At 72.8% G+C, this 26,670-nt stretch carries 28 protein-coding genes and 1 tRNA gene; 24 read left to right on the top strand and 5 right to left on the bottom strand.

The features are described from left to right. Positions 1-8: 8 nt before the first annotated feature. Together L615_RS15135 and L615_RS15130 are read left to right on the top strand one after the other, a co-directional pair. Positions 9-1,061, top strand: coding sequence for a glycosyltransferase family 2 protein (locus L615_RS15135; RefSeq protein WP_145725609.1), 1,053 nt, complete (start codon positions 9-11; stop codon positions 1,059-1,061). Then, positions 1,058-2,092 carry a MaoC family dehydratase gene (locus L615_RS15130; protein ID WP_145725608.1) on the top strand — a complete coding sequence of 345 codons (1,035 nt, stop codon included), beginning with the start codon at positions 1,058-1,060 and terminating at the stop codon, positions 2,090-2,092. Before L615_RS15135 ends, L615_RS15130 begins: the two co-directional genes overlap by 4 nt. Here the strand turns inward: L615_RS15130 and L615_RS15125 are convergent. Beyond that, complete coding sequence (locus L615_RS15125; protein ID WP_051486309.1) at positions 2,079-2,582, bottom strand: DUF6174 domain-containing protein; 504 nt, start codon at positions 2,580-2,582, stop codon at positions 2,079-2,081. The genes L615_RS15130 and L615_RS15125 overlap by 14 nt on opposite strands. 195 nt (positions 2,583-2,777) lie before the next feature. Here L615_RS15125 and L615_RS15120 point away from each other — a divergent pair, with 195 nt between their 5' ends. Genes L615_RS15120 through L615_RS15090 form a run of 7 tightly spaced genes read left to right on the top strand, consistent with a single transcriptional unit; the run spans position 2,778 to position 10,658 of the window. After that, entirely contained in the window at positions 2,778-4,283 is a 1,506-nt protein-coding gene (locus L615_RS15120; protein WP_145725607.1) for an ABC transporter substrate-binding protein, read from the top strand. A 12-nt stretch (positions 4,284-4,295) separates the two neighbouring features. Next, entirely contained in the window at positions 4,296-6,260 is a 1,965-nt protein-coding gene (locus L615_RS15115; protein ID WP_145725606.1) for an ABC transporter permease, read from the top strand. A 1-nt stretch (position 6,261) separates the two neighbouring features. Then, complete coding sequence (locus L615_RS15110) at positions 6,262-7,077, top strand: ABC transporter ATP-binding protein (RefSeq protein WP_028657324.1); 816 nt, start codon at positions 6,262-6,264, stop codon at positions 7,075-7,077. After that, positions 7,074-7,793, top strand: coding sequence for an ABC transporter ATP-binding protein (locus L615_RS15105; RefSeq protein WP_028657323.1), 720 nt, complete (start codon positions 7,074-7,076; stop codon positions 7,791-7,793). The genes L615_RS15110 and L615_RS15105 overlap by 4 nt, the downstream gene beginning before the upstream one ends. Next, positions 7,790-9,418, top strand: a complete 1,629-nt coding sequence (locus L615_RS15100) for a choice-of-anchor P family protein (protein WP_145725605.1) — start codon at positions 7,790-7,792, stop codon at positions 9,416-9,418. Before L615_RS15105 ends, L615_RS15100 begins: the two co-directional genes overlap by 4 nt. A gap of 3 nt (positions 9,419-9,421) precedes the next feature. After that, positions 9,422-10,006 carry a hypothetical protein gene (locus L615_RS15095; protein WP_145725604.1) on the top strand — a complete coding sequence of 195 codons (585 nt, stop codon included), beginning with the start codon at positions 9,422-9,424 and terminating at the stop codon, positions 10,004-10,006. Between the two features lie 10 nt (positions 10,007-10,016). Next, positions 10,017-10,658, top strand: a complete 642-nt coding sequence (locus L615_RS15090) for a TetR/AcrR family transcriptional regulator (protein ID WP_145725603.1) — start codon at positions 10,017-10,019, stop codon at positions 10,656-10,658. Here the strand turns inward: L615_RS15090 and L615_RS15085 are convergent. Beyond that, positions 10,624-11,811 carry an MFS transporter gene (locus L615_RS15085; RefSeq protein WP_028657319.1) on the bottom strand — a complete coding sequence of 396 codons (1,188 nt, stop codon included), beginning with the start codon at positions 11,809-11,811 and terminating at the stop codon, positions 10,624-10,626. The genes L615_RS15090 and L615_RS15085 overlap by 35 nt on opposite strands. A 55-nt stretch (positions 11,812-11,866) precedes the next feature. On the opposite strand from L615_RS15085, the gene L615_RS15080 reads away from it, so the two are divergent. The 4 genes from L615_RS15080 to L615_RS15065 all read left to right on the top strand — a co-directional run bounded on the left by L615_RS15080 (position 11,867) and on the right by L615_RS15065 (position 14,717). Next, positions 11,867-12,427, top strand: coding sequence for a histidine phosphatase family protein (locus L615_RS15080; RefSeq protein WP_145725602.1), 561 nt, complete (start codon positions 11,867-11,869; stop codon positions 12,425-12,427). 61 nt (positions 12,428-12,488) lie between these two features. Further along, positions 12,489-13,163 carry a DUF6758 family protein gene (locus L615_RS15075; protein WP_051486307.1) on the top strand — a complete coding sequence of 225 codons (675 nt, stop codon included), beginning with the start codon at positions 12,489-12,491 and terminating at the stop codon, positions 13,161-13,163. A gap of 73 nt (positions 13,164-13,236) precedes the next feature. After that, positions 13,237-14,112, top strand: coding sequence for a PHP domain-containing protein (locus L615_RS15070; protein WP_145725601.1), 876 nt, complete (start codon positions 13,237-13,239; stop codon positions 14,110-14,112). Then, on the top strand, positions 14,109-14,717 hold the full coding sequence (locus L615_RS15065; RefSeq protein WP_028657315.1) for a MarC family protein: 609 nt from the start codon (positions 14,109-14,111) through the stop codon (positions 14,715-14,717). The genes L615_RS15070 and L615_RS15065 overlap by 4 nt, the downstream gene beginning before the upstream one ends. A 272-nt stretch (positions 14,718-14,989) precedes the next feature. Here L615_RS15065 and L615_RS15060 read toward each other — a convergent pair whose 3' ends face one another. Further along, positions 14,990-15,751, bottom strand: coding sequence for an SDR family oxidoreductase (locus L615_RS15060; RefSeq protein ID WP_145725600.1), 762 nt, complete (start codon positions 15,749-15,751; stop codon positions 14,990-14,992). A gap of 72 nt (positions 15,752-15,823) precedes the next feature. Between L615_RS15060 and L615_RS15055 the strand changes: the two genes are divergently transcribed. Both L615_RS15055 and L615_RS15050 read left to right on the top strand, forming a co-directional pair. Further along, on the top strand, positions 15,824-16,615 hold the full coding sequence (locus L615_RS15055) for a ParA family protein (RefSeq protein ID WP_145725599.1): 792 nt from the start codon (positions 15,824-15,826) through the stop codon (positions 16,613-16,615). Positions 16,616-16,844: 229 nt separating this feature from the next. Then, entirely contained in the window at positions 16,845-17,264 is a 420-nt protein-coding gene (locus tag L615_RS15050; RefSeq protein WP_145725598.1) for a L,D-transpeptidase, read from the top strand. Positions 17,265-17,363: 99 nt separating this feature from the next. On the opposite strand, the gene L615_RS15045 is transcribed toward L615_RS15050, so the two are convergent. Then, positions 17,364-18,887, bottom strand: a complete 1,524-nt coding sequence (locus L615_RS15045; protein ID WP_145725634.1) for a DEAD/DEAH box helicase — start codon at positions 18,885-18,887, stop codon at positions 17,364-17,366. Positions 18,888-19,159: 272 nt separating this feature from the next. Here L615_RS15045 and L615_RS15040 point away from each other — a divergent pair, with 272 nt between their 5' ends. Beyond that, on the top strand, positions 19,160-19,861 hold the full coding sequence (locus tag L615_RS15040; protein WP_028657312.1) for a ferritin-like fold-containing protein: 702 nt from the start codon (positions 19,160-19,162) through the stop codon (positions 19,859-19,861). 18 nt (positions 19,862-19,879) lie between these two features. On the opposite strand, the gene L615_RS15035 is transcribed toward L615_RS15040, so the two are convergent. Then, entirely contained in the window at positions 19,880-20,797 is a 918-nt protein-coding gene (locus L615_RS15035; RefSeq protein WP_028657311.1) for a sterol desaturase family protein, read from the bottom strand. A gap of 133 nt (positions 20,798-20,930) precedes the next feature. On the opposite strand from L615_RS15035, the gene eno reads away from it, so the two are divergent. The 8 genes from eno to L615_RS14995 all read left to right on the top strand — a co-directional run bounded on the left by eno (position 20,931) and on the right by L615_RS14995 (position 26,191). After that, on the top strand, positions 20,931-22,208 hold the full coding sequence (gene eno, locus L615_RS15030) for a phosphopyruvate hydratase (RefSeq protein WP_145725597.1): 1,278 nt from the start codon (positions 20,931-20,933) through the stop codon (positions 22,206-22,208). 13 nt (positions 22,209-22,221) lie between these two features. Continuing rightward, entirely contained in the window at positions 22,222-22,830 is a 609-nt protein-coding gene (locus L615_RS15025; RefSeq protein WP_145725596.1) for a septum formation initiator family protein, read from the top strand. Between the two features lie 26 nt (positions 22,831-22,856). Continuing rightward, the gene (locus L615_RS15020) at positions 22,857-23,351 is read left to right on the top strand and encodes a DUF501 domain-containing protein (protein WP_051486318.1); all 495 of its coding nucleotides are present in this window, start codon (positions 22,857-22,859) and stop codon (positions 23,349-23,351) included. A gap of 10 nt (positions 23,352-23,361) precedes the next feature. Continuing rightward, positions 23,362-24,276: an exopolyphosphatase gene (locus L615_RS15015; RefSeq protein WP_145725595.1), complete on the top strand. Its 915-nt coding sequence runs from the start codon at positions 23,362-23,364 to the stop codon at positions 24,274-24,276. After that, on the top strand, positions 24,273-24,995 hold the full coding sequence (locus L615_RS15010; RefSeq protein ID WP_232221867.1) for a uracil-DNA glycosylase: 723 nt from the start codon (positions 24,273-24,275) through the stop codon (positions 24,993-24,995). Before L615_RS15015 ends, L615_RS15010 begins: the two co-directional genes overlap by 4 nt. An 18-nt stretch (positions 24,996-25,013) precedes the next feature. Further along, entirely contained in the window at positions 25,014-25,538 is a 525-nt protein-coding gene (locus L615_RS15005; RefSeq protein WP_028657306.1) for a glycine cleavage system protein R, read from the top strand. Next, positions 25,535-26,089, top strand: coding sequence for a peptide deformylase (gene def, locus L615_RS15000; protein ID WP_028657305.1), 555 nt, complete (start codon positions 25,535-25,537; stop codon positions 26,087-26,089). The genes L615_RS15005 and def overlap by 4 nt, the downstream gene beginning before the upstream one ends. A 28-nt stretch (positions 26,090-26,117) precedes the next feature. Then, a tRNA-Leu gene (locus tag L615_RS14995) sits at positions 26,118-26,191 on the top strand. The last annotated feature ends 479 nt before the right edge of the window (positions 26,192-26,670 follow it).

Here is a 26,670-nt window from a genome sequence, read left to right as displayed (position 1 = left end):
GTCGCCGCGTGATCGCGACCGTCAGCACCGTCAAGGACACGCTCGCCAACGTCCAGCGCTTCGTGCGCGGCAACCTCGCCGGGGGAGTCGACCACATGGTCGTCCTGCTCGACGCCCCCGACCCCGAGGTCGAGGCGTGGCTCGCCGGCCAGGAGCACGTCACCCACGTGGTCGCCGACGAGGCCTGGTGGGGGGACCGGCCGGCCGACCTGAACGACCGGCAGCGGATCTCGGCCAACCTGGTCAAGGCGGTGCTCACCGTCGTCCCCGGCGTCGACTGGCTCTTCCACGTCGACGCCGACGAGATCTGCCAGATCGACCGCGCCGCGATCGACGCCGTCCCCGCGTCGTACGACGCCGTGCGGCTCGCGCCGCTGGAGGCGGTCAGCCGCCCGCAGTGGGACGCCAGCCCGACCTGGTTCAAGCGGCTGCTCGACGAGCCGGACCTCCAGCTGCTGGAGGTGCTCGGGGTCATCGGCAAGCCCGCGAACGGGCACTACTTCCACGGCCACGTCGAGGGCAAGACCGCCACCCGGCCGCGGCTCGACCGCTGGCTGACCATCCACCGCACCGTCGACGAGCAGCGCGAGGAGGTGCCGCACTTCACCGCGCCCGGGCTGAACGTGCTGCACTACGAGTCCTACTCGGGCGAGGACTTCGTGCGGAAGTGGAGCGCGATGCTGGCTGCGGGACCGCAGATCAGCCTCCGGCCGGTGCGCGAGCGGACCAAGGCCGCCGTGCAGGCGCTGGTCGGCAAGCCGCTCACCCCCGAGCTGCGCGAGCGCTACCTGATGCGGATCTTCGAGGCGACCACGCAGGACGACTTCGACACCCTGCGCGAGCTCGGCCTGCTGGTCGAGGTCGACCCCGACCGTGGCACCCACGTCCCGCAGCCGCTGGAGAGCCGCGACCAGCTCGCCGCCGCGCTCGCCGGGCTGGCCGGGCAGCCCAAGGACCTCTTCGGGGTCTGCAAGCCCGCCGGCCCGGTGGGCGAGGCCCTCTCACGCCTTGGAGCCGGTGACGGCAAGAAGACGTGGTGGCGGAAGAATGGGCGATCGTGACCAAGACGAACCCCGGGAACTTCTTCGAGGACTTCACCGTCGGCCAGCGCATCGTCCACGCGACGCCGCGCACCGTGACCGAGGGTGACCGTGCCGTGTACGGCTCGCTCTACCCGACCCGGTTCGCCGTGCCGTCGTCGGCGACCTTCGCCGCCTCGGTCGGCCTCGACCCCCACCCGGTCGAGGAGCTGGTCGCGTTCCACATCGCCTTCGGCAAGACCGTCCCGGACATCTCGCTGAACGCGGTCGCCAACCTCGGCTACGCCGAGTGCCGCTTCCACCAGCCGGTCGTCCCCGGTGACACGCTCTCCACGACGTCCGAGGTGATCGGCCTCAAGCAGAACTCCAACGGCAGGAGCGGCGTGGTCTACGTGCGCTCCACCGCCACCAACCAGCGCGGCGAGGTCGCCCTGGAGTGGGCCCGCTGGGTGATGGTCCACAAGCGCGACGTCGACGCCCCGGCGCCGGAGACCGTCGTCCCCGAGCTCGCCCCGGCCGTCGCCGCCGCCGACCTCGTGCTCCCGTCCGGCCTCGACTTCTCCGGCTACGACTTCGCCGCCGCCGGCGAGCCGCACCGCTTCGACGACTACGAGGTCGGCGAGAAGATCGACCACGTCGACGGCGTCACGCTGACCGACTCCGAGCACCAGCAGGCCACCCGGCTGTGGCAGAACACCGCCAAGGTGCACTTCAACGTCGAGGCCCGTCCCGACGGCAACCGGCTCATCTACGGCGGTCACGTCATCTCGATGGCCCGCGCCCTGTCCTTCAACGGCCTGGCCAACGCCCAGCTGGTCGCGGCGATCAACGCCGGTGCGCACACCTCGCCCGCGTTCGCCGGCGACACCGTCTACGCCTGGTCCGAGGTGCTGGACAAGGCGGAGACGACCCACCCGAGCGTCGGTGCGCTGCGCCTGCGCCTGGTGGCGACCAAGGGCCGCGACGAGTCGATGACGCTGCGCGGCGAGGACGGGAAGTACGCCGCCGGCGTGCTCCTCGACATCGACTACTGGGCATTCATCCCCCGCTGACGGGGCCGACCCGCACGTCGCTGATCGTGTAGGTCACCTCGTCGTCGGTGGCCTTCGCGATCTGGTCGATCGCGACGGTCGTGGGGTGGTCCTGGCCGTCGGGCCAGGTCACCTCGGCCTCGTGGACCTTCGGGTCGTTCGCGCGGTCGATGATGTCGTTGATGGTCAACCGGACGAACTCCGGTGCCTGCTTGCCCCGGCCCGGCTTCTCCAGCCGCGTCGCCGAGGCGACCTCGCCGTCGGCGACCGTCACCTCGACCGGGCCGGTGAGCGGGCAGAAGCACACCACCTCGAGGCGGTAGGTGTAGTCGGTCGGTGCGAACGCCGGCCACTGCTGCGTGTCCGGTGCGTCGCTCGTCGTACCGGTCGTGGTGCCCGCAGCCGGACGCTCCGCCGGGTCCGACGCCGTGTCGTCGCCCCCTCCGCAGGCGGTCGCGCCGAGGGCCAGCGTGGTCGCGAGCAGGGGCAGGGCGAGGCGTCGGATCTGCATGGGCTTCATGATGCCTGTGACGGCCCCCGGACCCGCACGGTTCCCCCCGGGGACGGGCGGTCGGCGGGTAAAAAGTGAAACGTGTTCTCATTCCTTGGTCATGTCGCGTGACCCGGGTCACAGGCTGTCGTTAGTTTGATAGAGGTCTCGTCGAGACTTTCGATCCCGGCAGTGCTCCCCGAAGGGTTTTGGGTCTTGTCTCTGGTACGTCTCGCGCGTCTGGTCGGCGCGTCGCTGCTCGTCCTGCTCCTCGCCGCCTGCGGCTCCCGGCTCGACCCGAACACGGTCGCCCAGGCCGGCGGCGGCTCCAACGGCTCCGGCGGCAACGGTGTCGTCGACGGTGAGTTCGTCGACGGCGGCGCCGCCGGTGACCCCGCTGCGGGCGGCGACGTCGGGGCCGGCGGTGACGCCGGCACCGGCGACTCCGGCGCGGGCTCCGGCTCCGGCTCCGGATCGGGCTCGGGCTCGGGCTCGGGCTCGGGCGGCGACAGCGGTGGCTCGGGCGGCTCCGGCGGCGGGGGCGGTGGCTCGGCCACCGGCGGCGTCAAGGCTGCCTCGTGCGACGGCTTCAAGAACCAGACCGGCATCACCGACAAGACGATCACCCTCGCGAACATCTCCGACATCTCCGGCCCGGTGCCCGGCATCTTCGAGTCGGCCCAGCAGGCGACCCGCGCCTACATCGAGTACTTCAACTCGACGAGCAGCATCTGCGGCCGCAAGCTGTCCCTGGTCAACCTCGACAGCCGCGCCGACGCCGGCGCGGACCAGCAGGCCTACGTCAAGGCCTGCGAGTCGGCCTTCGCCGCCGTCGGTTCGCAGTCCGCGTTCGACTCCGGCGGTGCCGGCACCGCGCAGTCCTGCGGCCTGCCGGACATCCGGTCGGCGATCGTGAGCCCGGAGCGCCAGAACTGCAAGACCTGCTTCGCGGCGTACGCCATCTCCACCCACCTGATCCCGATGGCCGGGGCGAAGTGGTTCGCCCAGAAGTACCCCGCGGCGGTCAAGAAGGCCGCGGTCCTCTACGTCAACGCCGGTGCCGCGCCGGTCAACGCCAAGTCGCTCGCCGCGGCCTACGGCAAGGGCGCGGGCTGGAACTTCGTCTACGAGCAGGGCATCGACGTCGCGGAGTTCAACTACGCGCCGTACGTGCAGCAGATGAAGGACAAGGGCGTCAAGGCGGTCACCTACATGGGCGCCTACCAGATGACGGTCAAGCTGCAGCAGGCCATGCAGCAGCAGGGCTTCAAGCCCGACTTCTTCTTCCAGGACCCGACCATCTACGACAAGCGCTACCTCGACCAGGCCGGGGGCGTCGCCGAGGGCACCTACGTCTGGTCGGCCAACGACTTCTTCGAGAACACCAGGAACGCCGAGGTCCAGCTCTACCTGCGCTGGCTGCAGCAGGTGAAGCCCGGCGCCATCCCGAACTACTACGGCCTCTACGCCTGGTCGGCGACGCGGCTCTTCGTCGAGAAGTCCATCGCGCTGGGCGGCAAGCTGACCCGTGCCTCGCTGGTGGACTCGCTCAGCAAGACCAGCGGCTGGACCGGCAACGGGGCGCACACCGCGATGGCGGTCGGCAGCGCGCAGACGCCCGGGTGCGTGAAGATCACCCAGGTCAAGGGCGGTCGGTGGAGCCAGGTCTCGCCCGGCAACTACATGTGCGGGCCGGTTCAGAACTCCGGCGTCGGCGGCTGAGGAGTCTGACCGATGGGTTCCCTGTTCGCCTTCACCCTGCTCGGCCTCTTCACCGGGGCGGCGTACGCGATCGTCGCCAGCGGCCTGGTGCTGACCTACGCCACCACGCGCGTGTTCAACATCGCGCACGGCGCCTTCGGCATGGTGCTCGCGTTCACCTTCTGGGACTTCACCCAGCGGCAGGGCCTGCCGACCCTGCTCTCGCTGTTCCTCGTCCTGGGCGTGGTCGCGCCCGCGATCGGCTGGTTCATCCAGCGGTTCGTGACCCGCGGGCTGGGGGAGGGCCCGGTGTCGGTCGCCCTCGTGGTCACCGTCGGCCTGCTCGTCGGCCTCATCGGCGTCGCGCAGTACATCTGGCCGCCCGAGCCGCGGGTGCTGCTGCCGTTCTACGCCGAGACCGGGTGGAAGCTCGGTGACACCTACATCACCGCGCACCAGGTCGTCACCATCATCTGCTCGATCGTGGTGGCGGGCGGGCTCTACGTTCTGCTCAACCGCACCCGCACCGGCACCGCGATGCGGGCCTCGGTCGACAACCCCGAGCTGCTGCGCCTGTTCGGCGGCAAGCCGGACACCGTCGCTGCGATCGCCTGGGCGATCGGCATGTCGCTGGCCGCGCTGGGCGGCATCCTGCTCACCCCGGCCGTCGGCCTCGACTACTACGCGCTCACCCTGCTGGTCATCAACGCCTACGCAGCCGCCATGCTCGGCCGGCTCAAGAGCCTCCCGCTGACCTTCGCCGGCGCGATGGGCCTGGGCATCCTCGAGGCGTGGGCCGTCGCCTACCTGCCGACCGACGGCTTCTGGTCGACCATCCGCCCGGTCATCCCGGCGCTCTTCCTGTTCGCCGTCGTCGTGGCGATGCCGCAGACGCAGCTGCGCATCGGGCAGGTCAAGGGCATCGTCGCCGCACCCGTGCCGAACCTGCGCAAGAGCCTGGGCTCCGGCGCCGTCCTGCTGGGGTTCGCCTTCCTGCTGATCGCCGTCGTCTCGCGCGCCGACGTGCTGCTCATCGGCATCGCCGCGACGTACGCCATGGTCATGCTCTCCCTGGTCCTGCTGACCGGGTACGGCGGCCACGTCTCGCTCGCGCAGTTCACCTTCGCCGGCGTGGGTGCCCTCGCCTACGCCAAGCTCGACCAGCCGAACCTCGTCGGCCTCGCCCTCTCGGCACTGGTCGCCGCGGGCGTCGGTGCGCTGGTCGCGCTCCCGGTGCTGCGCCTGACCGGGCTCTACCTGGCCCTGTCGACGATGGCGTTCGCCGTGCTGATGGACAAGATGATCTTCCAGGCCGACTACGCCTTCAAGTTCAACGGGACGCTCGCCACCGAGCGGCTGTCGATCCTCGGCGTGCAGATCGGCAGCGACACCTCCTACGTCTGGTTCATGGTCCTCGCGTTCGTGGTGATGGGCCTGTTCCTGCTGTGGCTGCGGCGCGGTCCGCTGGGCCGGATCCTCATCGCGTCCCGTGACAGCCCGTCCGGCTGCGGCACGCTGGGCCTGGACCTGCGCTGGTTCCGCGTCGGCCTGTTCTCGCTGTCGGCCGGCATGGCCGGGGTCGCCGGTGCCCTCTTCGCGGGCCTGCGCGGCACCGTCGGTGCGGCGGACTTCCTCTACTTCCAGTCGCTGCTGGTGCTGCTGCTCGCCGTCGTCTTCGGCGTCACCTCGGTGACCGGCGCACTGCTCGGCGGCACCGCCCTGATGCTGCTGCCGGTGTGGCAGTCGTCGCCGGAGCTCGCCGGGCTGCTCTTCGCCGTCCTCGGGTTCGGCGCGGTGCTCCTCGGCCGCGACCCCAACGGCATCGCCAACCACCTCTTCCGGCTCGGACGCCTCGGCAGCTCCCGCGTCCTGCCCGGCTGGGAGGCGAAGCTGCGTGAGCGGATGGAGGGCCTGCTGAAGCCCAGCCGGCCCGAACCGGCACACTCCATCGACACGGTCATCGAGACGATGATCGACGAGCCCAAGGGGGTGGCCTGAGATGGCGCTGCTCGAGGTCGACGACGTCGTCGTGAAGTTCGGCGGTGTGACCGCGGTCAACCGCGCGACCTTCACCGCGGACAGCGGACAGATCACCGGCCTGATCGGGCCGAACGGTGCCGGGAAGACCACCTGCTTCAACGTGATCACCGGCCTGCAGAAGCCGACGTCGGGGCGGGTCCGCTACCGCGACCGCGACGTCACCCGCTGGCCGGTCCACAAGCGCGCGAAGCACGGCATCGGCCGGACCTTCCAGCGGCTCGAGGCCTTCGGCTCGCTCACGGTGCGCGACAACGTCCGCGTCGCCCGCGACATCCGCGGCGGTCCGCTGGCCTGGGCCCGCACCGCCGTCCCGGCGGCCCGGGCGACGAGCAAGGGCAACCTCGAGATCGACATCCTGCTCGACCGGGTCGGCATCCGTGAGTACGCCGACGAGCGCGCCGACGCCATCCCGACCGGTACGGCGCGCCTGCTCGAGCTCGCCCGTGCGCTCGCCTGCGACCCGCACCTGCTCCTGCTCGACGAGCCGTCCTCGGGCCTGGACGAGACCGAGACCGACGCCTTCGGGGAGCTGCTGAAGGACCTCGCCCGGCAGGGCGTCGCGATCCTCATGGTCGAGCACGACATGGACCTGGTGATGGCCGTCTGCGACGACATCCACGTCCTCGACTTCGGCCAGATCATCGCGTCCGGTCCGCCGGCCGCGATCCGCAACGACCCGGCGGTGCAGCGCGCCTACCTCGGCTACGCCGACGGCGACGACCACACCGCCGAGCTCGACCTGACCGCGATCGTGGAGCCGGAGGTCCAGTCGTGAGCGTGCCGATCCTCGACGTCGTCGACCTCCACGCCGCCTACGGGCGGATCGAGGTCCTGCGCGGCGTCGACCTCAAGGTCCCGAAGGGCGCGGTGATGGCGCTGCTCGGCCCGAACGGTGCCGGCAAGTCCACCCTGGTCAAGGTCATCAGCGGCCAGAAGCAGCCCACCTCCGGCGACATCCACCTGGCCGGCGTGCACGTGCGCCCCGGCTCGCGGGGCACCGGTCCGGAGGACCTCGCCCGGGTCGGGCTGTGCACGGTGCCGGAGGGACGCTCGGTGTTCCCGAACCTCACCGTCGAGGAGAACCTCCGCCTGATGTCGTACGCCGGCGTGCCGGCCGGCGCCATCATGGAGACCGCCTACGCCTACTTCCCGCGCCTGCACGAGCGGCGCCACCAGCTCGCCGGCACCATGTCCGGCGGCGAGCAGCAGATGCTGGCCATGTCGCGGGCGCTGGCCTCCGACCCGGCGCTGCTGCTCCTCGACGAGCTCTCGATGGGCCTCGCGCCGCTCATCGTCGAGGAGCTCTACGACACCGTGGCGCGCATCGCCGAGTCCGGTGTCTCCATCCTCTGCATCGAGCAGTTCGCCCGCACCGCGCTGCGGGTCTCCGACTACGCGGCCGTCATGTCCGGCGGCCGCATCGTGGCCACGGGTGAGCCCGGGGAGGTCCTCGACACCATGGCCGACGTCATCCTGGGAGGGGCAGCATGACCCGCACCGCACCCCGGCCGTCCCGGCAGCCGCGCCGCCGGGCACGGCTGCTCGTCACCGGCGGCATCCTCGCCTCGACCCTGCCCCTCACCAGCGGCACGCTGAGCGGGACGCCCGCGCAGGCGGCCGACGAGCGGGAGGTGTCGTACGGCGGCTACACGGCCACGGCGTGGTCGAGCCCGGTCCGCGTCGAGGTCTTCGAGCCTGCACTGCCGATCCCGACCGACGCCGGCATCGCCCAGCTGGAGCTGCTCATGGGCTACAGCAAGGTGAAGGCCGACTCGGGGGAGTGGAGCGGGCGGTCCAGCCTGTTCTGGCCCGGCGACCCGGTCGGCGAGGGCCTGAAGACCTTCGCCGAGCAGCTCGGCCTCCCGGAGACCCCGCTCACCGCCAACGGCTACCAGTTCCAGGTGAACTCCCGCTACCCCAGCGACACCCCGACCGCGAAGGACGCGACGATCCCCGGCGCGATCCAGCAGACCACGTCGGGTGAGCACACGGCGATCGCCGAGACCGGGTTCTCGCCCGACGGCGCGGTTCTCGGTCCCGACACCGAGGAGGACGGCAAGGGCGGCGCCGCCAACCCGCTCAGCGGCCTCACCGAGGGCCTCCAGGGCCTGCTCGGCGGCCTGACCGGCCAGAAGAAGGTGGCGGCCGCACCGCTCAACCCGCTCGGCGCCCTCGTCGACGTCGACGGCTACGTGTCGGTCAGCAAGATGGACGCCACCAAGGGGCCGGTCACCGCCGTCTCCCGCTCCCTGCTCGGCGAGGTGCGCCTCCTCGGCGGCCTGGTGACCCTCGGCGGCGTCGAGACCGTCGCCCGCGCCACCACCGACGGCGCGAAGGGCAAGGCCACCGGCAAGGCGGTGTGGGGCAAGATGTCCATCGCCGGCCAGGAGTTCGGCATCGGGCCCGACGGCGCGATCGTCAGCGGCAAGACCATGCCGATCCCCGGGCTGCAGGACCTGCCGGCCAAGGCGCTCGAGCAGCTCGGCATCACCTTCGAGGTCCCGAAGCCCGGCCGCACCGTCGACGGCGACGCCGCCCAGAGCGCCTACGACGGCCTCCGGATCACCATCGACCTCAAGCTGCTGGCCCCGCTGCTCAAGGCGCTGCCGTTCAACGTCCTCGCCGAGCTGATCCCGGCCGAGGCCGGCCCGGTCAAGGGCGTCGTGTCCGGCCTGTCGACGCTGTCGCCGCGGATCGTGGTCACCATCGGCGCCGCCCGGGCCAGCGTCGACACCGTGCCCGCGATCGAGGCGGCACCGATCCCGCCGGTCACCGGGGGCGGCCAGGCGCCGCCCGCGTCCGGCGAGGCGCCGTCCGGCGGTGCCCCGGCGGCCGGCTCGGTCGGCGTACCCCCGGCTGCGGGTGCGCCCGCGCCGACCGGTGCGACCCCGGCTGCACCCTCCGACGCCCCGGTCACCGACCTCGTCGACGCGGCCCCGGCCAGCGCGGGCCTGCCGGAGCTGTTCTCCATCCCCGGGATGCTGCTGCTCGTCGCGTTCGCCGTCGCGGCCGTCGCGGGCAGCTGGTTCCGGCGCCTCGGCGCCGCCGCGCTGGGTGCCGGCGCCCCCTGTGCCCACGGCCTCGAAACCGGCCTCCCCGACCTCAGAAAGGCCTGAGCCATGACCGTCTCGTCCTCCACCACCGGTGCGGCCCCCGCCAGCGGTGCGCGCACCGGCACGCTCGGCGCCCTGCCGCGGGCCGGGCAGTCCCGCTCGGGCATCGCGCCCCTGAAGAACGACAACGCGGCGCTGCTCCAGGTCGTGCTGTTCTGGGTCGGCGCGATCCTGCTGCCGCTCGGCCTCGTGGTCATCGTGCTCGGCTGGTACGGCGCCGCGAACACGCCCTACCAGTACGACCAGCTGTCCTACCTCGTCTCCGGCGGCCTGCTCGGGCTCGGGCTCACCTTCTGCGGCGGCTTCCTCTACTTCGGGGCGTGGCTGGCGCGGATCGCCGCGGACGGGCGCGAGTCGTCCAGGCGGCTGGCCGACACCCTGCTCCTGCTCGCCGAGGTGAGCGCGAGCAGCAGCGCCACCGACGTGCACGGCGCCGACCTCGGCGCGGTGCCGGTGACCGCCGGCGGCGGCTCGGTCGTGCACCGCCGCGACTGCTCGCTCATCTCCCACCGCGACGACCTGGCCCCCGTCGGTGACGGCGGCGCGCACCTCACCGTGTGCCGCCTGTGCCGGCCCACGCTGCGCGGCTGAGTCCAGCCACGTGGAGCTCTCGACCACCGCACTCCCCACGGCGCTGAGCGCCAAGGGCACCCGGCTCAACCGTCGTGGTCGCGAGACCAGGCAGCTGCTGCTGCGCGAGGCCGTCCAATGCCTGGCCGAGGGCGGCCCCGACGCGGTCAGCGCCAACGCGGTCGCCCGGCGCGCGGGCGCCACCTGGGGGACCATCCATCACCAGTTCGGCGACGCCGACGGACTGTGGGCCGCGGTGCTGGACCACATCGCCGGGCAGACCGGCCTCAGCGGCCTTCCGGTGCCGAACCAGCCGACCGTCGCCGGGCGGGTGGAGGCGGTCGTCGACCTGATGTGGTTCGCGGTGCAGCAGCCCAGCGCGCTGGCGTTCTACCAGCTGCGGGCCAACCTGCCGCACCGCCGCGAGCAGCTCGAGCAGGCCTACCCGCGCACGGCCCGCGCCATCGCCCGGTGGGACGAGGAGTGGGCCGCCCTGTGCGAGCGGTCGTTCGCGGGCCTGGGCATCGAGGCGGACAAGCTGATGCGCGTGCGGCACCTGCTGCCGGGCGCGCTGCGCGGCCTGTACGTCGAGGGCGACCTCGGCGGCTACGTCGACGTGGACGAGGGTCGTCGGGGCCTCAGGGACGCGCTGACGTCGTACCTGCGGGGGTGACGTCGGCGCTCGCCGCGGCGAACCACCGGGCCAGCGGCAGCAGCGCCAGCACGAGCAGCATCGGCACGACGAACCCCAGGCGCAGCTGGTCCTGGCCGACCACGCCGGTGAGCACGGCGCCGAGCAGCCCGCCGACGTAGTTGAACTGGTTGAAGCGGGCGATCACCGCGTCCACGCGCTCGACCGACCCGCCGGCGATCCGGCCCGCTGCGGAGAAGCTCAGCGGGGCGACCACCGAGATGCCGGTGCCGACGACGGTGAACCCGATGACCGCGACCGGCCAGGTCGGGGCGAGGGTCACCACGAGGAGCCCGACGCACGCCACGAGCGCCCCGACCCGCAGGACCGCGACGGCGCCGTACCGCTCGACGAGGTGGTCGCCGGCCAGGCGCACCAGCAGGCTCGCGACCAGGTAGGGCAGCGTCGCCAGCGCGACCCAGCGCGAGGGTGCGTCGAGCACCTCGTCGACGTAGACCGCGCCCCAGGTCTGCGAGGCGGTGTCGACCATGTAGAAGACGACCATGCCGAGGCCGACCAGCAGGATCGGGCGCCACGGGACACCGGGCAGGTCCGCCTCGGGCGCGTGGTCGGCGGCGGCGCTGGCGGCGCGGGGCAGGAAGCCGGCGGTCGCGGCCAGGAGCCCGACCACGCCGACCAGGGCGGTCCACCCCAGCGGGAGCCCGGCGGTGGCGAGAGTCGTCGCCGCGCCGAGCAGGCCGCCGAAGGTCCAGCCGCCGTGGAAGCTCGGCAGGATCGGGCGGCCCCAGGCGCGCTCGATGGCGACCGCCTGCATGTTCGTCGAGGCGTCCACGACACCCAGCGCGACGCCGTACACGCCGACGCCGAGGAGGAACACCGGCCACGCCGGAGCAGCCAGCATCACCGCCGCACCGGTGCCGATGAGCACCAGCCCGGCGCGCAGGAGGCGGGCGCTGGACGTGCGCGGCGCCAGCCGCTCCGCCACCACCGAGCCGGCGCCGGCGAGCAGCACGATCGCGAGCAGCACGGCCGAGACGCCGAGCTCACCGAGGTCCCAGCGGTCCTTGATGTCCGGCAGGCGCGTGGTGAGGCCGATGAACACGAAGCCCTGGGTCGCAAAGGCAGCGGCGACGGCCAGGCGGCGGCGGGCGAGCGGCGTCCCGGCGACAGGCATGCCGGGATCCTGCCACGCACCGGGCCGGTGCGCCGGTGACTGGCAGGATGGGGCCATGGCCGACACCGTGACCCTCGTCCGCCACGGCGCCACCGAGTGGAGCGTGTCCGGCCGGCACACCTCCGCCACCGACCTGCCGCTCCTGCCCGAGGGCGAGCGCGGCGCGAAGGAGGTCGCGGCCCGGCTTGCGGCGTCGGCCTTCGCCGAGGTGCTCACCAGCCCGCGTCAGCGGGCCCGACGGACCGCCGAGCTGGCCGGCTTCCCCGACGCCGAGGTCGTGCCGGACCTCGTGGAGTGGTCCTACGGCGACTACGAGGGACGCACCACCGCCGAGATCCGCGAGGACGTGCCCGGCTGGTCGATCTGGACCCACCCCGCACCGGGCGGCGAGACCGCCAACGAGGTGGCCGCGCGCTGCGACCGGGTGGTGGAGCGGGTCCGTGCCGCGTCCGGCCCGGTCCTCGTCTTCGCGCACGGCCACGTGCTGCGGGCACTGACGGCGCGCTGGCTCGGCCTGCCGGCCTCGGAGGGCCGGCTGTTCCGGCTCGACACCTCCACGGTGTCGGTGCTCGGGCACGAGCGGGAGACCCCCGTCCTGCTGCGCTGGAACTCCTAGCGGTCGCGGCACGCGGCCGCGGTACTTGACGAACCCGTCCGTGCGCAGCACGGTTGCGGACATGTCGAGCGAGCAGTCGGGCGGCGACGTGCGGGTCGAGTGCCCGCGCTGCCCTGCGCCGGTCGCGGAGGTCGGGGACGGCCAGTGGTCCTGCCCCGAGCACGGGGTCGTCGCCCCCCTCTGGCGGCCCGCCGCCGCGTCGTACGACGCCTTCGCCGCCCACCTGCAGCGGCTGGTCGCGTTCCCGACCTACCTGCCGTGGCCGCTCGGCCCGGGCTGGACCGTCAGCGACTTCGCGGCCGTCGCCACCAAGGGCGGCGAGGCGCGCGCGACGATGACCTGCGTCTCCGGGGCCAGCCAGCTCGACGGCCCGGTCGACGTGATGGTCGTCAGCGAGGAGCCGGGCACCGGCTTCGGCGCGCGCGTCGCGGGGCTGGCCGGCGACGGCACTGGGCGGCTCGACCCCGGCCACGAGGTCGGTGAGGGGCCTGCCCCGGTGCGGGTGCGCGTCGACCAGCGGCCGGTCGGGCTGTGGCCGGTGTCGGTCAGCGCGATGCCGGGGGAGTGGGACCGCTCCGTGCTCGCCGGGGAGGCTGGCGGGCGCTGGCTGTGGCTCGTGCTGCGGCCGGCGTCGGCGATCCTGCTGCTGCGCGATGACTGGATCCTGCGCGACGTGTCCGCCACCGGACCGGGCCTGGTCGCGCTGCCCTTCGGCGGCGCCGCACCGCCCTGGTGAGCTCGCGGAGGGTGACGACGCTCACCGCGTCGACGGATCGTTGTCAGACAATCTGCGGCACTAACCTCGTCTGGTGACGATCGACCTCCACACCCACTCGCGCGTCAGCGACGGCACCGCGTCCCCACGCGACCTCGTGCACGCTGCCGCGGCCGCGGGGCTGCAGGTCGTCGCCATCACCGACCACGACACCACCCTCGGGTGGGACGAGGCCGCCGCCGCGGCCGTCGAGGCCGGCGTCGCGCTGGTCCGCGGCATCGAGGTGAGCACCCGCTTCCGCGGTGCCGGTGTGCACCTGCTCGCCTACCTGCCCGACGCCGGCGACGCGGCGCTCCAGGAGGAGCTGTCCCGCATCGTCCGCGGCCGCGAGGACCGCGTGCCCACGATGCTCGCCCGCCTGCGCGAGCTCGGCATCCCGGCCACCGAGGAGGCGCTGGCCGCCTCCGCCGGCGACAGCGAGGTCACCGGACGGCCCCACGTGGCCGACCTGCTCGTGCGCCTCGGCGTCGTGCGCGACCGCGACCAGGCCTTCGCGGAGTACCTCTCCGACGGCGGACCGGCCTTCGTGGACCGCTACGCGCCCGAGCTGCCCGCGATGCTGTCCGTCGTACGCGCGGCCGGCGGGGTGCCCGTCCTCGCGCACCCGTGGGGCCGCGGCTCGGCGCACGTGCTCGACGAGCGGGCCATCGCCGGGCTCCGGGACCAGGGCCTGGCCGGGATCGAGGTCGACCACCTCGACCACGACCCGGGGACCCGCGACCGGCTGCGCGCCATCGCGCAGCGGCTCGACCTGGTCGTCACCGGCTCCAGCGACCACCACGGCACCGGCAAGACCGGGCACGACCTCGGCTGCGAGACCACCGCACCGGACCAGCTGGCGCGCATCCTCGACCTCGCCGCGTCCCTCGGCTCACCCACCACTCTCATCGGAAAGGCAGAACTGACGTGATCGAGCACGTGCTGCTCGTCGAGGTCTTCGTGACCCTCTTCGTCATCATGGACCCGGTCGGCACCGTCCCGATCTTCCTGTCGCTCACCGCCGGTCGCGCCCCCGCGACGGCCCGGCGCGCGGCGTGGCAGGCGGTCGCGGTGTCCTTCCTGGTCATCACGATGTTCGCCTTCTTCGGCCAGAAGATCCTCGACTACCTGCACATCTCGCTGCCCGCGCTGCAGTGCGCCGGTGGCCTCCTGCTGCTGCTCATCGCGCTCGAGCTGCTGACCGGCAAGGAGGAGGAGTACGCCGCCAGCGGCGACGCCAACATCGCGATGGTCCCGCTCGGCACCCCGCTGCTCGCCGGGCCCGGCGCGATCGTCGCCGTCATGCTCTTCGTCAAGCAGATCGACGACTGGGGCAGCGGCCTGTCGGTCGCCATCGGCATCGTCCTCGTCCACATCGCCCTGTGGGCCGCGATGCGCTACTCGCTGCCGATCCTGCGCCTGATCCGCGAGAGCGGCGTCCTGCTCGTCACCCGCATCGCCGGCCTCCTGCTCTCCGCCATCGCCGTCCAGCTCGTCGCCGACGCCGTCCGCGCCTTCATCGCCGGCGAGGGCTGACCGCCCCTCCCCGCGCCACCCCACTCGTCGAGACGTCACTTCTGGCTCGTTGAGTGGTCAGTTGTGGCAGGTCGAGACGTCACTTCCGGCTGGTCGACTGGTCAGATGAGGCCCGTTGAGTGGTCACGACGCGCCGACGTACGCGCCTGACCACTCGACGGGCCGTTGGTGACGCTTCAACACGTCACAGGTGACCACTCAACCCGCCACAGGTGACCACTCAACCCGCCCCAAGTGACGTCTCGACGAGCCAGAAGTGACGTCTCGACGGGTTACTTGCGGCCGAGGGACTGCAGGCCCTGGAGGGCGGAGCGGGGGACGAGGCGGGTGACGCCGACGATCGCCTTGTAGCGCTTGGAGGGGATCGAGATCGCGCGGCCGCGGTCGAAGTCGGCCAGCGCCTCGCGGACGAGCTGGTCCGGGTCGAGCCAGAGGGGCCGCGGGGCGGAGGAGTCGCGGTCGACACCGAGCCGCTCGTGGAACTCGGTGCGCACGAAGCCGGGGCACAGCGCCATCACGGTGACCCCCTCGCGGCGGTACTCGGCGTGCGCCCACTGGCTGAACGAGTTCACCCACGCCTTGGCGGCGCTGTAGGTGCCGCGGGGGAGGTACGCCGCGACGCTGGAGACGTTGATGACGCCGCCGTGGTGCCGCTCGACCATCCCGCCGAGGGCGGCGTGGGTCAGCCGCAGCACGGCCCGCACGAGCACGTCCTGCTGGGCCTGCTCGACGTCGACCGGGTTGTCGAGGAAGCGTTCCTTGAGCCCGAAGCCGGCGTTGTTGACCAGCAGGTCGACCGGCCGGCCGCGGTCGGCGAGGCGGGCCTCGACCGTCGCGAGCTGCCCGAGGTCGGTGAGGTCCGCCGACAGGGTCTCGGCCTCGACGCCGTACGTCGAGCGCAGCTCCTTCGCGACCGCCTCCAGCCGGGCGGAGTCGCGGGCGACGAGGACCACGTCGTGGCCGCGGCCGGCGAGCTGGCGGGCGAACTCGAGTCCGATGCCGGCGGTGGCGCCGGTGACGAGGGCGGTCGGCATGGGCCAAGTCAACACCACCGGAGTTCGGAGGCGTCTGCCCGCGGCGGCGCGGCGTCCGGCATGATGTCCTCGATGAACGCGAAGGCTCCCGGCACCACCGTCCTGGCTGTCGCCAACCAGAAGGGCGGCGTCGCCAAGACGACGTCCGTGGCGTCGATCGGTGCGGCGCTCGCCGAGCGCGACCAGTCGGTCCTGCTGGTCGACCTCGACCCGCAGGCGTGCCTGACCTTCTCGCTGGGCATCGACCCCGAGGACCTGGAGCTGTCGGTCCACCACGTGCTCACCAAGGGCACCGCGGTCGACGAGGTCATCATCTCCACCGACGACGGCGTCGACCTGCTGCCGGCGACCATCGAGCTCGCCCGCGCCGAGGCCGACCTGCTCACCCGCACCGGCCGCGAGCACGTCCTGCGCGGGGTCATGGAGGACCTGGCCGCGGCCGGCAAGCACTACGACTGGGTGCTGCTCGACTGCCCGCCCTCGCTCGGCGTGCTGACCGTCGCCGCACTCACCGCCGCCACCGGCGTGCTGGTCCCGCTGCAGTGCGAGACGCTGTCGCACCGCGGCGTCGGCCAGCTGCTCGACACCGTCCACGACGTGCGGCGCTTCACCAACCGCGACCTCGAGGTCTGGGGCGTGCTGCCGACCCTGTACGACGGCCGGACCAACCACGCACGCGCGGTGCTCGACACGATCTCCGAGACCTACGACCTCGAGGTCGTCGAGCCGCCGATCCCGAAGACCATCAAGTTCGCCGAGGCGCCGGCTGCCGGACGCTCGATCCTCGCGACGAGCCGCTCCAGCAAGGGCGCGCAGGCCTACCGCGAGGTCGCCGGCACCCTCCTCGCCCGGGCGGCCCGCTGACCGATGGGTGCACACCGGGCCCCGCGGCAGGGGCGGCACAAGGCGCCGGTCGCCGGCAAGCGCAGGGCCAGCAGGACCCGCCCGCGCTACGGCCGGATCACCGCGTTCGGTGCTGCCCTGTCCGTGACCGCCGTGGCGGNNCGCGGGCACCTCCGCGCGCTCGGAGGAGACCCGCAAGCCGACGCCGAGCCGCGCGCTCGTCGACGTCGACGGCACCCGCGTCGCCGCGGTGTCCGGGACGACCAGCCTGCCGCCGGACTCCGGCGAGGGCCGCCGCATCGTGTTCAGCGAGGGCCAGCAGCGGGTGTGGCTGGTCGACGACGCCGGCAAGGTCGTGCGCACCTACCTCGTCTCGGGCAGCCTGACCGACAACCTCTTCGAGGGCACCTACGAGGTGTTCTCCCGCAGCCGCCACGCGATCGGCATCGACGACTCCGGGACGATGGAGTACTTCGTGCGGTTCACCCACGGCACCGGCGGCGCGGCGATCGGCTTCCACACGATCCCGGTCGACGACGGGAAGCCGGTGCAGACCCGCGCCGAGCTCGGCACGCCGCAGTCGCACGGCTGCATCCGCCAGGCGCGCCGCGACGCGATCGCGCTCTGGGACTTCGCCCCGGTCGGTACGACGGTCGTCGTCACCGCCTGACCCTGACCTGACCCGGCAGACCCGGCACCCGGAAAAACACGACCGCCCGGGGCCGGAGCCCCGGGCGGTCAGCTGTTCGTGGTCCCGGAGGACCGGAGGTCAGGCCGAGGCCGACTGCGTCTCCGCGGAGCCGCCCTGCTCCTGACCACCCTGGGCCTGCTGCTGGGCCTGCTGCTGGCCGCCCTGGCCGCCACCGCTGCTGCGGCGACGACGGCGACGGTTGCTGCTGGCGCCGGCGGGTCGCTCGGAGCCGCCGTCCTTCGCCTCGGTCGTGCCGCTGCCCTCGGTCGAACCCTCGACCGGCTGGCCGCCGCGGGTGCGGGTCCGGGTGCGCGTCCGGTTGCGGTTGCGCTCGCCGCCGGAGCGACGCTCGCGGTCACCGGAACGCTCGCCACGGTCTCCACGGTCACCGCGGTCGCCACGGGGAGCCGGCGGGGCCGGGGGAGCGATGCGCCCCTTCGTGCCCGGCGCGATGCCCTGGTCGTGGTAGAGGTGCTCGGAGGTGGAGTAGGTCTCGACCGGCTCGTCGAACGGCAGGTCCAGCGCCTTGTTGATCATCTTCCAGCGGTGCACGTCGGTCGCGTCGACCAGCGTGATCGCGATGCCCGACGCGCCGGCGCGGCCGGTGCGGCCGATCCGGTGGACGTAGGTCTTGTCGTCCTCGGGGCAGGTGTAGTTGATGACGTGGCTGACGCCGGCGACGTCGATGCCGCGGGCCGCGACGTCGGTCGCGACGAGGACCTGGATCTTGTCCTCGCGGAACTTCGTCAGCGCCTTCTCGCGCGCCACCTGCGCCATGTCGCCGTGCAGCGGGCTGGCCTTGAAGCCACGCTCGACGAGGTCGTCGGCGACGCGCTGGGCCTGGCGCTTGGTGCGGGTGAAGATGACGACCTTGCCGGCGTCCTCGGCCTGCAGCACCCGGCCGATGATCTCCGGCTTGTCGAGGTCGTGGGCGAGGTAGATGAACTGCGCGGTGGCGGGCACCGTCGCGTTCTCGTACGACGACTCGGCGCGGATGTTCATCGGGTGGCGCATGTGGATGCGGGCCAGCGCGACGATCGCCGAGGGCATGGTGGCCGAGAACAGCATGGTCTGGCGGGTCTCGGGGGTGAGCCGGAGCAACTTCTCCACGTCGGGGAGGAAGCCGAGGTCCAGCATCTCGTCGGCCTCGTCGAGCACGAGGGCGTGCACGTGGGAGAGGTCGAGGACGCGGCGGTTCGCGAGGTCGATCAGGCGGCCGGGGGTGCCGACCACGATGTCCACGCCCGTCTCGAGGGCCTCGATCTGCGGCTCGTAGCCCACGCCGCCGTACACGGTCAGAACGCGCAGGCCGCGGTCGGCCGAGGCGAGGTGGAGGTCGCTGGAGACCTGGAGCGCGAGCTCGCGGGTCGGGGCCACGATGAGCGCCTGCGGCTTGCCCTCGGGGATCTCGGCGTAGTCGGGGTCGGTCGGCGCGATGCTGCGCTGGATGACCGGGATGCCGAAGGCGAGGGTCTTGCCGGTGCCCGTGCGGGCCTGGCCGATGAGGTCGGTGCCCATGAGCGCCACGGAGAGGGTCATCTCCTGGATGGCGAACGGGTGGGTGATCCCGGCGCGGTCGAGCGCGTCGCAGATCTGCGGCATCACACCGAGGTCGCGGAAGGTGGGCTTCACGGCCGGGTCCGTGGTCTCCACGGTCTCGGTGGGCTCGGTGGACGCAGCGGTGATGTCGTTGGAAGTCAGTGTTCTGTTCGCTTTCGTGAGTGTCGTCGGCCGGGGTGGCAGGCGCCAGAGTCAAAGCGGCCGATTCACACTCAGCCGCGCACATACGTGGGCGGGTGCCCGGGCGGTGCCGGTCCGGATCGGGGGATCGGACTGGCTCTCGCCGACCTCCAGTGTACTTGTAGCCTGCTCCCATGGCTGAATCTGCCGACGCGACGCTGTCCTCCGCCGACGCCGACCCGGCCTACCGCGAGGCCGTCGTCGACCTGCTCGGGGTCATCGCGTACGGCGAGATCTCCGCCTTCGAGCGCCTTGCCGAGGACGCCAAGCTGGCGCCCACGCTGGCCGACAAGGTCGACCTCGCGACGATGGCGAGCACCGAGCTCACCAAGGTGCACGCGCTGTCCGACCGGATCCGCGAGCTCGGCGCCGACCCGTTCGTGGCGATGGAGCCCTTCCGCGAGCCGCTCGACGAGTTCCACCGCCACACCGCCCCCGCCGACTGGTACGAGGGCCTCGTCAAGGCCTACGTCGGCGACGGGCTGGCCAACGACTTCTACCGCGAGATCGCGGCCTACCTCGACCCGGCCACCCGCGACCTGGTCATCACCTCGATGGAGACCGGCACCCACGCCGCGTTCGTCGTCGACCGGGTGCGCGCGGCCATCGCCGAGGACCACCGCCTGCACGGCCGGCTCGCCCTGTGGGGGCGCCGGCTGATGGGGGAGGCGCTCACCCAGGCCCAGCGGGTCGCCGCCGACCGCGACGCGCTCACCGCGCTGCTCTCCGGCGGGGTCGACCGCCCCGGCCTCGACCTGGCCGCGATGGGCCGGATGTTCACCCGGCTCACCGAGCGGCACATGGAGCGGATGGGCGAGCTCGGCCTCGACGCCTGAGCCCGGCTCCTTCCCCGGTCAGCCCTGGCTGCCCGCCCCGGCCGGCTCTGCCTGCTCCGCGTGCTCGACCGGCTCCGGCGTCCAGCCCGGCGGGCCGAAGAGGTAGCCCGCCCGCTCGCGCCAGGACCGGGCCCTCCGCACGTCGCGGGTGATCTGCGCGTAGTCGCCGTACTGCAGCGTGAGGAGGTTGTAGGTCTCGACCTTCTTCGTCAGTCCGTACGTCGGCCGGTGCAGCTCGGGCTGGAAGGAGCCGAACAGCCGGTCCCAGATGATGAGGATCCCGCCGTAGTTCTTGTCGAGGTACTCCGGGTCCGAGCCGTGGTGCACCCGGTGGTGCGACGGGGTGTTGAACACGAACTCGATCGGCCGCGGCAGCTTCCCGATCGTCTCGGTGTGCACGAAGAACTGGTAGATCAGGTTGAAGCCGAACGCGACGTAGATCGTCCACGGGGCGAAGCCCAGGAACGGCAGCGGCAGCCAGAAGAAGAACTCGAACCAGGGGTTCCACTTCTGCCGCAGCGCGGTGCCGAAGTTCATGTACTCGCTGGAGTGGTGGGCCTGGTGGCCCGCCCAGCCGATGTTGACCCGGTGCACGAACCGGTGCGAGCCGTAGTAGCCGAGGTCGACGGCGAGGATCACCGCCGGCCAGTACCACCACGCGTCGGTGGGCAGCTCGAGGGGCGCGAGGTGGACGAAGACCAGCGAGTAGACGACGAACGAGCCGATCTTGAAGGCCAGCGTGAAGAAGAGCGAGATGGCGCCCATCGAGATCGACGTCCGGGCGTCACGGCGTTCGTAGCCGGTCGGCTCGCGGCCGCTGACCGGGTCGTCGTGGTCCAGCCACTTCAGGGCGGCCAGCTCGATGGCGATGGTGAGGAAGAAGAACGGCACCGCGTAGGTGACCGGGTTCTTCATCGGGTCGAGCAGGTCGTGCACAGCAGCTCCTCGCAGGGGTGACTCGTCGGTAAGTTACCCCGCCGGTGAACGCGCGGTGGTCGCTTCCCGGACGCGGGCCCCGGGAGCACTAGGCTGGCGTGCGACGTTCCCCGCACCGGAAGGCACAAGAGAAGTGGCAGCCATCGAAGCCGTCGGCGCCCGCGAGATCCTCGACTCGCGCGGCAACCCCACTGTCGAGGTGGAGGTCCTCCTCGACGACGGATCCTTCGCGCGGGCGGCGGTGCCCAGCGGCGCCTCCACCGGCGCCTTCGAGGCGGTCGAGCTGCGTGACGGCGGCGACCGGTACGCCGGCAAGGGCGTGCAGCAGGCCGTCACCGGCGTGATCCAGGCCCTCGGCCCGGCCATCGAGGGCCTCGACGCCGCCGACCAGCGGCTCATCGACCAGACCATGCTCGAGGCCGACGGCACCCCCAACAAGGGCAAGGTCGGCGCGAACGCGATCCTCGGTGTCTCGCTCGCCGTGGCGCGTGCCGCCGCCGACTCCGCGGACCTCCCGCTCTACCGGTACGTCGGCGGCCCGAACGCCCACCTGCTGCCGGTCCCGATGATGAACATCCTCAACGGTGGCGCCCACGCGGACTCCAACGTCGACATCCAGGAGTTCATGATCGCCCCGATCGGCGCGCCGACCTTCCGCGAGGCGTTGCGGATGGGCGCGGAGGTCTACCACGCGCTGAAGTCGGTGCTGAAGGCCAAGGGCCTCTCCACCGGCCTGGGCGACGAGGGCGGCTTCGCGCCGAACCTCGAGTCCAACCGCGCGGCGCTGGACCTGATCGCCGAGGCCATCGACAAGGCCGGCTACACGCTGGGCTCCGACGTCGCGCTGGCGCTCGACGTGGCCGCCACCGAGTTCTACGCCGACGGCGCCTACACCTTCGAGGGCCAGTCCCGCACGGCCGCCGAGATGACCGCCTACTACGCCGAGCTCGTCGCCGCCTACCCGATCGTCTCCATCGAGGACCCCCTCAACGAGGAGGACTGGGAGGGCTGGCGCACCATCACCGAGGAGCTCGGTGACAAGACCCAGCTCGTCGGCGACGACCTGTTCGTCACCAACGTGGAGCGCCTCCAGCGCGGCATCGCCGGCGGCCAGGCCAACGCGATGCTGGTCAAGGTCAACCAGATCGGCTCGCTCACCGAGACCCTCGACGCCGTCGACCTGGCCCACCGGGCGGGCTACCGCAACATGATGAGCCACCGCTCGGGCGAGACCGAGGACACCACGATCGCCGACCTCGCGGTGGCGACCAACTGCGGCCAGATCAAGACCGGCGCCCCGGCCCGCTCCGACCGCGTCGCGAAGTACAACCAGCTGCTGCGCATCGAGGACGAGCTCGGCGACGCCGCCCGCTACGCCGGCGCCGCGGCCTTCCCGCGCTACCAGGGCTGACCCGGAGCCAGCCGTGGCCGACGAGCGCCGAACGTCCCGCAAGCCGGGCCGCCCCGCATCGGGGCGGTCCGGTCCGCGGTACGCCGAGCGCCTCAAGGCCCAGCGCAAGCAGGCCGCCCGCGACCGGGAGGCCGCGCTCGTCCGCGCCCGCGCCGAGCACCAGCGCCGCTCCCGGCTCACCGGCCGCGCGGCGATCCTGGTGCTCGTGCTCGCCGTGCTGGCGGTCTCCTACGCGTCCTCGCTGCGGGCCTACCTGCAGCAGCGCGAGGAGATCGACCAGCTCCAGGCGCAGATCGACGAGCGCAAGGAGAACATCGCCGAGCTCAAGCGCGAGAAAGAGCGCTGGCAGGACCCGGCGTACGTCGGCCAGCAGGCCCGCGCCCGCTTCGGGTACGTGCCGCGCGGCGAGACGCCGTTCGTCGCCATCGGGCCCGACGGCAAGCCGATCGACGCCTCCGCCGAGCTCAGCGACCCCTCGCGGCTGGACGACCCCGACGAGCGGGCGTGGTACGAGGACGCCTGGGACTCGGTGAAGGTCGCCGGCAACCCGCCCACGAGGGTGCCCGCCCCGAAGAACGAGATCCGGGCGCCCAAGGAAGACCTGGAGGACCCGTCAGAGTGACCGAGCGCGAGAAGGACGAGGCGGTGATGGCCGCCCAGCTCGGTCGACCCGTGCGCGGGGTGCACGACATCGGGCACCGCTGCCCGTGCGGCAACCCGGACGTGGTGACCACGGAGCCCCGGCTGCCCGACGGCACCCCGTTCCCGACGACCTACTACCTGACCTGCCCCCGCGCGAACGCCCGCATCGGAACCCTCGAGGCCGAGGGCGTGATGAAGGAGATGCAGGACCGGCTGGGCACCGACGCCGAGCTCGCCGCGGCGTACCAGCAGGCCCACGAGGCCTACCTCGCCGACCGCGCCGCCGTCGCCCGCGCCGGCGGCTTCGACGTGCCCGAGATCGAGGGCATCTCCGCCGGCGGCATGCCCAACCGCGTGAAGTGCCTGCACGTGCTCGCCGCGCACGCCCTCGCGGCCGGCCCGGGCGTGAACCCCCTCGGCGACGAGGTCCTCGAGCTGCTCGGCGACTGGTGGGCCAAGGGCCCGTGCGTGACGGTCGACGAGGCCGTCGCCGCCGACTGATGAGCCGCTGATGGGCGAGCCGATCGCCGCGATCGACTGCGGCACCAACACCATCAAGCTCCTCGTCGGCGACCCCGCCGGCGATCCCGACGGGGTGCGCCGCGAGGCACGGATGATCCGCCTCGGCCAGGGCGTCGACGCGACCGGCGTGCTCGCGCCCGAGGCGCTCGACCGCGCGTTCGCCGCGATCGACGAGTACGCCGCGATCATCCGCGACGCCGGGGCCACGAAGGTCCGCTTCTGCGCCACCTCTGCCACCCGCGACGCGGGCAACGCCGCCGAGTTCACCGAGGGCGTCCTCGCCCGGCTCGGCGTCGCGCCCGAGGTGCTCTCCGGCGAGGAGGAGGCACGGCTCGCCTTCGACGGGGCCGTCCGCGGCATCGGTCCCGACCTCGCCGGACCGGTGCTCGTGGTCGACGTCGGTGGTGGCTCCACCGAGCTCATCCTCGGCGACCCCGCCACGGGGCCGAGCGCCGCGCACTCGATGGACGTCGGCTCGGTGCGGCTGCACGAGCGCCACGTGCGGCACGACCCGATCGACGTGGTGGAGATCGCCAACGTCGTCAGCGACGTCGAGGCCGCGCTGGCCGCCTGCCCGGTCGACCCGGCCGCCGCCGCGACGGTCGTCGCGGTCGCCGGCACGAGCACCACCATCGCCGCCGGCGTGCTCGACCTGCCCGCCTACGACCGCGACGCCATCCACGGCCAGGAGCTCGCCGTCGCCGACGTGCAGCGCCTCGTCGGCCGGCTGCTCGGCATGAGCGTCGCCCAGCGGCGCGCCCTCGGCTGGATGCACCCCGGCCGCGCCGACGTGATCGACGCCGGCGCGCTCATCGTCTCGCGGGTGCBCGGCGAGGTCGCCGTGCCGACGATCCGGGTCGCCGAGACCGACATCCTCGACGGGATCGCCTGGTCGCTGCGGTGAGCGACCCCGGCGAGGCGATGGCGCGGCTGGACGCGCGCGTCGTCCGCTGCCGGAAGTGCCCCCGCCTCGTCGCCTGGCGCGAGCTGGTCGCCCGCGAGAAGCGGGCCGCGTTCGCCGACGAGGAGTACTGGGGCCGCCCCGTCCCCGGCTTCGGCCCGGTCGACGCGCGGATCCTCGTGATCGGCCTCGCTCCCGCCGCCCACGGCGCCAACCGCACCGGCCGGATGTTCACCGGCGACCAGTCGGGGGACTGGCTGGTCGCCTCCTTCCACCGTGTCGGCCTCGCCAACCAGCCGACCAGCACCAGCATCGACGACGGCCTCGAGCTGCACGGCCTGCGGATGACCGCCCCCGTGCGGTGCGCCCCGCCGGCCAACAAGCCGACGCCCCAGGAGCGGGAGAGCTGCGCCGGCTGGCTCGACCGCGAGCTGGCGATCCTGGCGCCGTCGGTGCGCGTCGTCGTCGCCCTCGGCGCGATCGGCTGGAACGCCTCCCTCCACGCGCTCGGCCGGGCCGGCTGGACCGTGCCCCGCCCGCGCCCGAAGTTCGGCCACGGCGCCGAGGTGGCGCTGGCACCGGCCTCCCGTCGTACCCGCCGCAGCGAGGTGACGCTGCTCGGCTGCTTCCACCCCAGCCAGCACAACACCTTCACCGGCCGGCTCACCGCGCCGATGACCGACGAGGTGTTCCGCCGTGCCCGGGAGCTCGCCGGCGACTGAGGCTGGGATGATGGCCCGGTGAGCAACGACCTGTACGCCGTCACCGTCATCGGCCACGACCGGCCGGGCATCATCGCCGAGACCACCGCGGGCCTCGCCGGGCTGGGCCTCAACATCGAGGACTCGACGATGACCCTCCTGCGCGGGCACTTCGCGATGATGCTGCTGTGCCGCGGCGCCGTCGCGGCCTCCGACGTCGAGGGTTCCCTCGCGCCGCTCGCCGCCGGCGGGGACCTGGACGTGTCGGTCCGCCCGGTCGTGGACGAGGTCGCCCCGGGCTCCGGCGGCACCTCGTGGGTGCTGACCGTCCACGGCGGCGACCGTCCCGGCATCGTCTCCGAGGTCGTCGGCCAGGTCGCCCAGGCCGGCGGCAACATCACCGACCTCACCACCCGCCTCTCCGGCGACCTCTACCTGCTCGTCGCCGAGATCGCGCTGCCCGAGGGCGCCGACGCCACCGGCGTCGAGGCCGCGATCCGTGCCGCCGCGGAGCGGGTCGGCGTGACCGCCACGCTGCGCCCGGTGGAGGCCGACGAGCTGTGAGCAGCGAACGTGTCGCGGCCTGGACCGAGGCCGAGCTCGGCGTCGAGGGCCGTGTCCTCGACGTCGTGACGGCCCCCGCCGGTGTCCTCTCCGAGCGCGGCGCCGACGTCGACCCCACCGCGGCCGACATGGTCCAGCTCGCCGCCGACCTCGTCGCCACCATGCGCGTCAGCCCCGGCTGCGTCGGCCTCGCCGCCAACCAGGTCGGGGTCGGCGTGCGGATGTTCTGCGTCGACGTCACGGAGCACCCCAAGACCCGCACCCACCACGGCACCTTCGTCCTCTGCAACGCCGAGGTCGTCGCGTCCAGCCGCAACGAGAAGGCCCGCGAGGGCTGCATGAGCGTCCCCGACTTCACCGGCGACGTGAAGCGCGCCTCCCGCCTCACCGTCCGCGGCCAGCTGCCGCTGACCGGCGAGGAGGTCGAGCTCTCCACCGACGCCTTCGAGGCCCGCGCCCTCCAGCACGAGATCGACCACACCGACGGCTTCCTCTTCCTCGACCGCGTCGCCGGCGCCCACGCGATCTACCCCCGCCAGACCTACCTGTGAACACCTGACACGGCCCCGGCCGTCGCCCGCCCCCGTATCCCAACTGGCAGAGGAAGCCGCCTTAAAAGCGGCGAGTTCCGGGTTCGAGTCCCGGCGGGGGCACCCCTGGATTGATTTGCGCGAGCGTGTCGCCTGTCGAGGGCGGCGCGCAGGCACTCGCAAGCTCGGCCCGCACTTGCCCTCGACGCGCCTGCGGCGCGGGCGCCACGCTGGCTGATGGCGCGAGCGTGTCGCCTGTCGAGGGCGGCGCGCAGGCACTCGCAGGCTCGGCCCGCACTTGCCCTCGACGCGCCTCCGGCGCGGGCACCACGCTGCCGCGCACGCGGTTGGCTCCGGTGGATGGCACAGTCCGCCTGGCGGCAGGCCCTGGGTTCGCTTCGCCGGACTCCCGGTGGTTGGGGTGCGGGGCGCCCCGGCGCCGAGCCTCGAAACCTCCGGGCCCCACGAGGCGGGCTGTGCCCGGCACAGTCCGGTGAACCGGGGCGGGTGGTTTCGAGGCTCGGCCGCGGGCGGCCTCGCACCTCAACCACCGGCGGGGGCTCGGCCGCGGGCGGCCTCGCACCTCAACCACCGGCGGGGGC

Origin of the sequence: Nocardioides sp. J9, assembly GCF_007829375.1 — a bacterium.
Lineage (GTDB): Bacteria > Actinomycetota > Actinomycetes > Propionibacteriales > Nocardioidaceae > Nocardioides.
This window is presented reverse-complemented; position numbering and strand designations above follow the sequence as displayed.